Origin of the sequence: Citrobacter sp. Igbk 16 (genome assembly GCF_028069755.1) — a bacterium.
In the GTDB taxonomy this organism is placed as follows: Bacteria; Pseudomonadota; Gammaproteobacteria; order Enterobacterales; family Enterobacteriaceae; genus Citrobacter.
The window spans coordinates 105,546-112,252 of sequence record NZ_JANEWJ010000016.1 but is presented as its reverse complement, the minus strand read 5'-3'; the positions used below and the strand labels follow the sequence as shown (position 1 = coordinate 112,252).

Annotated in this window: 4 protein-coding genes; all 4 read right to left on the bottom strand. The window is 45.9% G+C overall.

Going from position 1 to position 6,707, the window contains the following annotated elements:
- Positions 1-89: 89 nt before the first annotated feature.
- The 4 genes from NNO03_RS12770 to ebgR all read right to left on the bottom strand — a co-directional run bounded on the left by NNO03_RS12770 (position 90) and on the right by ebgR (position 6,595).
- Positions 90-1,589, bottom strand: a complete 1,500-nt coding sequence (locus tag NNO03_RS12770) for an APC family permease (protein WP_271449679.1) — start codon at positions 1,587-1,589, stop codon at positions 90-92.
- 99 nt (positions 1,590-1,688) lie between these two features.
- Positions 1,689-4,835: a glycoside hydrolase family 2 TIM barrel-domain containing protein gene (locus tag NNO03_RS12765; RefSeq protein WP_271449678.1), complete on the bottom strand. Its 3,147-nt coding sequence runs from the start codon at positions 4,833-4,835 to the stop codon at positions 1,689-1,691.
- Positions 4,836-4,971: 136 nt separating this feature from the next.
- Positions 4,972-5,418 carry a beta-galactosidase subunit beta gene (locus tag NNO03_RS12760; RefSeq protein WP_271449677.1) on the bottom strand — a complete coding sequence of 149 codons (447 nt, stop codon included), beginning with the start codon at positions 5,416-5,418 and terminating at the stop codon, positions 4,972-4,974.
- 193 nt (positions 5,419-5,611) lie between these two features.
- Complete coding sequence (ebgR, locus tag NNO03_RS12755; RefSeq protein WP_271449676.1) at positions 5,612-6,595, bottom strand: transcriptional regulator EbgR; 984 nt, start codon at positions 6,593-6,595, stop codon at positions 5,612-5,614.
- Positions 6,596-6,707: the final 112 nt, after the last annotated feature.

The window sequence follows — 6,707 nt, the reverse complement described above, 5'->3', positions numbered from 1 at the left end:
TAGTTATATCATTCATAAACCCGCCACGCTGTCATGTTATTGACGACGTGGCGGGCTTTAAACGATAAATTTATAACTGAAAATTATAATTAAATTTTATTAAAGAGTGAGTTGTCGTGAGGGTTTTTGATCCTCCATCGGTTATACATAATGCTGCAATAATAGAACACGGCAATAATACTAACCGGTCCAAGAATGACCTGAATTAATGAACCCATAAAGTTTGCACTCCAGTCTTCTGGTCCTGGGATTAATGCCGCAACCGTAGAGGCAGTAAAAATAATAACTATTGGTGCAACGGATAACAGTGCCCAAAAACGTCCTTTTCCCAGGAAGTGGAAATCACGAACGTAGTCATGATGGTTGGGCTTCATACGTAGCTTGATATAGCCTGCAACCATAAACAGCACAGGAATTGTTGCAGCCCCCCCATCAAGATTTTTAACGGCCACGAGGATGGTATTCATTTCAGAGTTAAACTGACCCAGCATAAACAGGATAATGATAATTGTGACCACTACACCCTGCATCTTCAGGGCATTGACTGGCGTACCCTCACTGTTTACCTCAGAGAGTTTATGGCCAAAGATACCTTTTGGCGCATCAACAAACAGCATTTTAACCGGTGCGGCGGTCCATAACATGAGCGAGCCACACAGGGTGGTGATCATCAGGAATAAGGCAATGACGTTGGTCCACCAGTCGGGGAAGCCTAACTGTTGGAAGGCCACATAAATAGCCGATAACAAGCCAAGGTTGGCGGCCTGATCTGCAGGTAAAATAAAATTCATCAGGATAGACGAAATAACAATAATACCTGAGAAGATAAATACGTTAAGAATTAACCCAGTTCTGAAATTACGATCGCCACCCCGAATATTTCGTTTGTATGCCGCTAATGCTTCCAGCCCACCTAACGATTGTAAGGCCCATGACATTGAGGCTATTTTTGACCAGGATAAATCAATGTGCTGTAAATACTCTGGCGCAATCGGCGTTCCGTTAAATGTGACCGTACCAGAAGATAACTTCCAGGTTGCCGCAATGATGAACAACATAGTCAGTGCAAATCCGGCGTATCCAGAGAACGACAGCGCACGGGATAGCCATTTTGGCCCCTTCATCGATACCCATGTTGCCAGCCAGAACAGCGCGATTGAAGTGATACTGATCACCGGCTTAAACCAGGTTTGATTGGTTAATGCGGTAACAAAGGCAACATCGCTGGTACAGGTGTAGATAAAATAGGTAATGATGTTAGGTAACAGGTCAACGAAATAAAAAATATTAACGTAGAAATAGAAGAAACCGGCAATAAATCCCAGTTTTCGACCCAAAATCAGGTTCAACCATGTCTGATATCCACTCTCAGATTCACGTAGCTTTTTAATCGATGAAAGCTCAATGATCATGAAGGTGTAAGGAATTGCATAAAATAATGAAGCGAAAGCATATAATAACCAGGAGTTATACCCCCAGTCAGTGTATTGGCTTACAACGCCTTTAAGAACAAATCCCCCTCCGGCAATGGAGAAAAACAGGAATGTTATTAATGACATCTGATATCTTGCATCGGATTTTTCAGACATACCATTTCCCTTTACTTGTGTATCAATATAGTTCTATTTAGAAGAGCATTTCGAATGCCCTGTAGCGGACATTCGAAAAGGGGAGAAATAAAAATCACCTTACGTATTGCGACATACCGGGCGTAAATAAAAAGCATAGTGATAAGGTTGGGCCGGTAGTTGATAATCCTTGGGTGGCAAAGAACCCCATGAATTTTGGCCACCTGTACCCATCTGTGCTAAATCGATGTTCCATGTGGTGATATCTCCTGGCTGAACATCAACGCCATGTTTGCGTGATAATGGTGTTAACCCGGATGCGCTACTGCCGTTATTGTCAGCGACAAAATCGAGCTCACTGGCGGCGAAAGGCCAGGCACTGGTATTTAATAATTGCGAGTCGGCAATGGCCTCCAGACCAAGCCCATCATGATTGACAATACGCACCCAGCGAACATCCGTTTTATTACCGCTTTCCTGTGGTCGCGGGTAAGCATGAAATTGCTCCCAGGTCGTTCCGCAGTAGATACCGGCTTTGGCGCCTTTTCTGTCCGCATAGGTTTCCACCGGACCACGGCCAAACCACTGGATATAGTTAAATTCGCTGGGCAATGTCAGCTGAGTACCCATACGCAGTAAAAGAGGAAGCTCGCGATTACCCGGTATAAAATCAACGCTGACACGCAGCTCACCGGTCGAATAGATGGTGTAGGTCAGCACATATTTGCAGTCCACGGTGGGAAGCGAGAATTCACTGGTCACGATCGCGTCGTGGCTAGCGGTCTGCGATACTTTGAGGTCGGATAATACGCGCTGCTTACCGGCGTCTTTCCAGACTGCAGACTTATCGAAAAGTCTGGCACCCAGATCGTTATCCGTGAGCCCACGCCAGAAATTAGGTTCGATACCGGTAAGGAGAAGATCTTTTCCGCTAACGGTAAAGCGATCCATACGACCACTGAGGCGATCAAACGCAAGAGAGAAATAAGATCCATTGACCTCAATAGCAGAAGACGTTTCTTGTACCGAGAGAGCAAGAGAATAGGCTTCAGGGGAGATATGAAACGTAGCGGGAGGCGTGATGCTGAACTGCTCCCAGGCAATTTCATAGCCACTGCCAATAAGCGGTATTTCGTTTTTAGTGACGGCACTGAGTGTCACCAGGTACTCTTTATTCTCCTGAAGCGCCAGGTTTGCTACGGGAACATTTACTGAATGGCGCAGGCCTGGGGCAAGGGAAAGGGAACCCAGACTGCCGTTGGCAATTTGATGCCCGTCCTCAGAGATGCTGTACTGAATATCGAGGTGGCGCAGGTCGATAAAATCGTATCGGTTTTCTATTTCAAACAGGCCTGATGCCGGATTTATTGCATGGAAATAGACAGGCTGATAGACCTTTTTCACTTCCGCCATATGAGGATGTGGAACCCGGTCAGCGGCGACCAGGCCATCGTTCATGAAATTGCCGTCACTGGGTTTATCCGGGTGATAATCTTTACCGTATCCCCAATATTTTTGGCCACGCTCGTTGGTTAATGCCAGCGCGTGATCCATCCACTCCCAAATAAAGCCCCCCTGCAGATTGTCGTGGCTGTCGATTATGTTCCAGTAATCGCGCAGAATTCCGACGGAATTCCCCATGGCGTGGGCATACTCAATCATAATCATCGGACGATCGTTACCTTGCTGGGCAAACTGTTCCAGGCGTTCAAGGGTCGGGTACATCGGGCACACAATATCGCTATAGTGTGCTTCACCGGCAGGTTCGTACTGGACTGGGCGGCTATCGTCCTTTTCTTTTATCCATTGATAAAGTGTTTCAAAGACACGTCCGGTTCCGGCCTCATTGCCCATCGACCAAACGATAACGCAGGCATGGTTTTTGTCGCGTTCAACCATTGCCTGTACACGATCTAAGTGTGCGGGTATCCAGGATTCGGTATCGCCAATTTGCGTTTCTGGCTTTAGCGCCAACGGGTGCGATTCGATATTAGCTTCATCAACAATGTAGATGCCATATTCATCACATAGCTGATACCAGCGTGAGTGGCAGGGGAAATGGCTGGTGCGTACCGCATTGATATTGTGCTCTTTCATGAGCTGAATATCGGTCAGCATGTTTTCTTCCGTAGGCACATGCCCTAGCGTCGGGTGCAGCTCGTGGCGGTTTACCCCTTTTATTTTGATCGCTTTACCGTTTACCGTAAGCTGGCTGTTGATGATTTGTACTTTGCGAAAACCTATTTTATGGCTGGTCGCTTCGATGGTTTCACCGTACTGATCGGTGAGTGTCATTAATAATGTATAGAGGTTAGGTGTTTCTGCGCTCCACAGACGAGGGTTCTGCAGTCGATCGCTAAAACTAAACTGTTGTGTTGTTCCGCTACGTGTAAATGGCTGATTGTACTCTATTAATACAGACAGATTATTTGCGTCGTCCAGCAGTTTGATATTCAGTGACAGATTCTCTGGATGGCTATCGTAGTGAGTCAGGCTCACGCTAACGTTAACTATTCCCTGGGTAAAATCATCGTTCAATTCTGGCTTGCAATACACATCATAAATACGTGTTTTCGCCGTCGAATAGATAAAAACTTCCCGTTCAAGGCCAGACATATCCAGCATGTCTTGTTTTTCTACATAACTGGCATTAGACCAACGATAAATTTGCAGTGAAATCGTGTTTTCACCTTCCCGAATATAGGGAGTGATATTAAATTCAGCTGGGTTTTTCGCGTTCTGGGTATAGCCTACGCGCTGGCCGTTAATCCAGATAAACGATGCAGTTCTGGCTCCTGCCAGTTGCAGGAAAATTTCACGACCAGTCCAGCTTTGGTCGAGGTAAAATGTACGGCGGTAAGACCCCACCGGGTTGTAGTCGCGCGGTATCTCTGGCCAGTTGGTGGTGAATGGAAAACGCTCGTCAATATAGATTGCTTTATCAAACCCCTGTGCTTCCCAATTGCCAGGAACCTGAATGGTATCCCAGGTCGAAACATCATAGTCTTCTTCATAAAACGTTTTGGGTCTGGACTGTGGATTGCTCGCGCAGTTAAATTTCCAGATCCCATTCAGAGACAGAAAATTACTGGCCTCGGCGGGAATATTCTTGATTGCCAGATATTGGCTGGTAAAGGGGAACAGATATGGCCGTGGCAGCTCTTTGTTAATTCCATTGATACGATGGTCTTCCAATACAGCTGGAACATGATCGTGTTCTGTATATAAAGAAATAATCTGTTGCTTGTCAGAGACAACGACGCTCATAATAAATCTCCAGATATTATTTATGGCATTTTTAATTTGAAACTATCAATGATATGAATTAGTTATGTGATTTATCTATGTAATTCAGATAAAATATAAATAAATGCTATTGCCATGCACTGGCGTAATAATCTGTTTATACCAGCCTGGTGTTCTCTTCCGTGATGATTTTAATAACCAATTTTTTCACGATAGCGTGGGTAATGAATCGATATGCCTCATCAGTATCACAGATGAATACTTGTCCAGCGTTGACCTGTACGGTTTGCCCCAAACCTTTCAGGTATTCACGGTCGGTGTCTGTCCGGTAGCAGTCAATTTCATGTAGCTGGGTTTTCGGCGCGTATTCGATTTTTTGTGTGCCCTGTAAAAAGTAATGCACCTCAATGCAGCGGCGATGGCCGATAAACAGGGCATCCGTTGTGCTGTCGATTCTGACATCGTAGTTCAGAGAATCTCCCTGCGAGTAAACAACACCGGGAGAGAGACTATCGAGCTTTCCTATCACCTCTGCGCAACGCTGCCAGTGATTTTTCGTATGCGTATGTTGTTGAAGCTGTTCTACGTTATCGATAATCCTCATTTTCTTTCCTTACGCATGAATCGACCGTTAACAGCCTGTGCTCAACGACATTACAGGTAATTATTTTAGTAAATTTTTTACTAAATAAAATAGAGGAATTCGATTTACTTTAACTCGATCACGAAATAGAGAAAATTGACGGGCTGTGAGGAAGGGAGGATTTGCCCGACGACACTATCGGGCAAAGCGAACACTAGCGGGTTGTACCGCGCAGTTTCAGCTGGCTGGGGACATAGACCTGAAGCGGCAACACGCGGCCATCGCGCGCTTTTTCAATCAGCAGGTTAACACCCTGAATGCCCATCATCTCAGAGTGGATACGCACGGTGGAGAGTGGGGGAAAGGTAAAACGCGCGGTAGGGATATCGTTGACGCTGATGAGCGAAATTTGCTCCGGAATCCGGACCCCATTTTCATGAATTGCCCGTAATACGCCGATAGCGATAGAGTCAGAAGCAACAAACAAGGCTGACGGATAATCTTGTTTTGCCAGCATTTTTTTGGCTAGCTCATAGCCAGATGCGCTGGAGAAACCGCCCCGGTAGATATCCATTTCTGAAACGACACCTTTCTGCTGCCCGTATTTCACAAAGGCAACTTCGCGGATATCCGCTTCTCCTGGCACGTCCTGACCACCAATGAAACCGATGCGTGTCGCACCCTGTTTGATGAAAAAGTCGACGATCTCCTGGCTAATGCGTACCAGATCGGTATCAACGAAATCGTAACCGCCGCCTGGAGGTTGAAAATCAATAAAACAGATATTGTCCGTTAGCGCTGTGGCGGTCTGGCGTATTGCATCGCTGGCCTTCCCAACCACAAGGACACCCGTCAGCTTTTTGATACTGGGTGGCACATGATGTTCATAGCAGCTGGTAAGCTCAATACCCAACTTTTCACACTGTGTTTCAATACCGTGGCGGATAGACAGATAGTAGGGATCGTTGATCTCCATTTTCTGCTGGTAACTGTAAAGTGCGAGAATATGGTGCTGACTGGCAACACTCACCTGCATTTTGTGGGAAGAACTGCTCCTGTACTCCAGTTTTTCTGCAATCTCCAGAATACGATGCCGGGTTTCCTCTTTCACATTCAGGTTTGGATCGTCATTCAGAACGCGGGATACCGTTGCCAGAGAAACGCCAGCTTCCGCTGCTATATCTTTAAGTGTTGCCATATTTGCCTTTCATTCCACCATTCGACCGCATGGGCTGTTTATTGTAAATGAAGCCCCATGAGATGCATCTGTTTTTAGTAAATTCTTCGCGCTTTATCTTCCACGAAAATTC

Excerpts from the sequence above, each read along its gene's own strand:
- NNO03_RS12770 (WP_271449679.1), bottom strand. The coding sequence starts at position 1,589 with ATGTCTGAAAAATCCGATGCAAGATATCAGATGTCATTAATAACATTC.
- NNO03_RS12765 (WP_271449678.1), bottom strand. The coding sequence starts at position 4,835 with ATGAGCGTCGTTGTCTCTGACAAGCAACAGATTATTTCTTTATATACA.
- NNO03_RS12760 (WP_271449677.1), bottom strand. The coding sequence starts at position 5,418 with ATGAGGATTATCGATAACGTAGAACAGCTTCAACAACATACGCATACG.
- ebgR (WP_271449676.1), bottom strand. The coding sequence starts at position 6,595 with ATGGCAACACTTAAAGATATAGCAGCGGAAGCTGGCGTTTCTCTGGCA.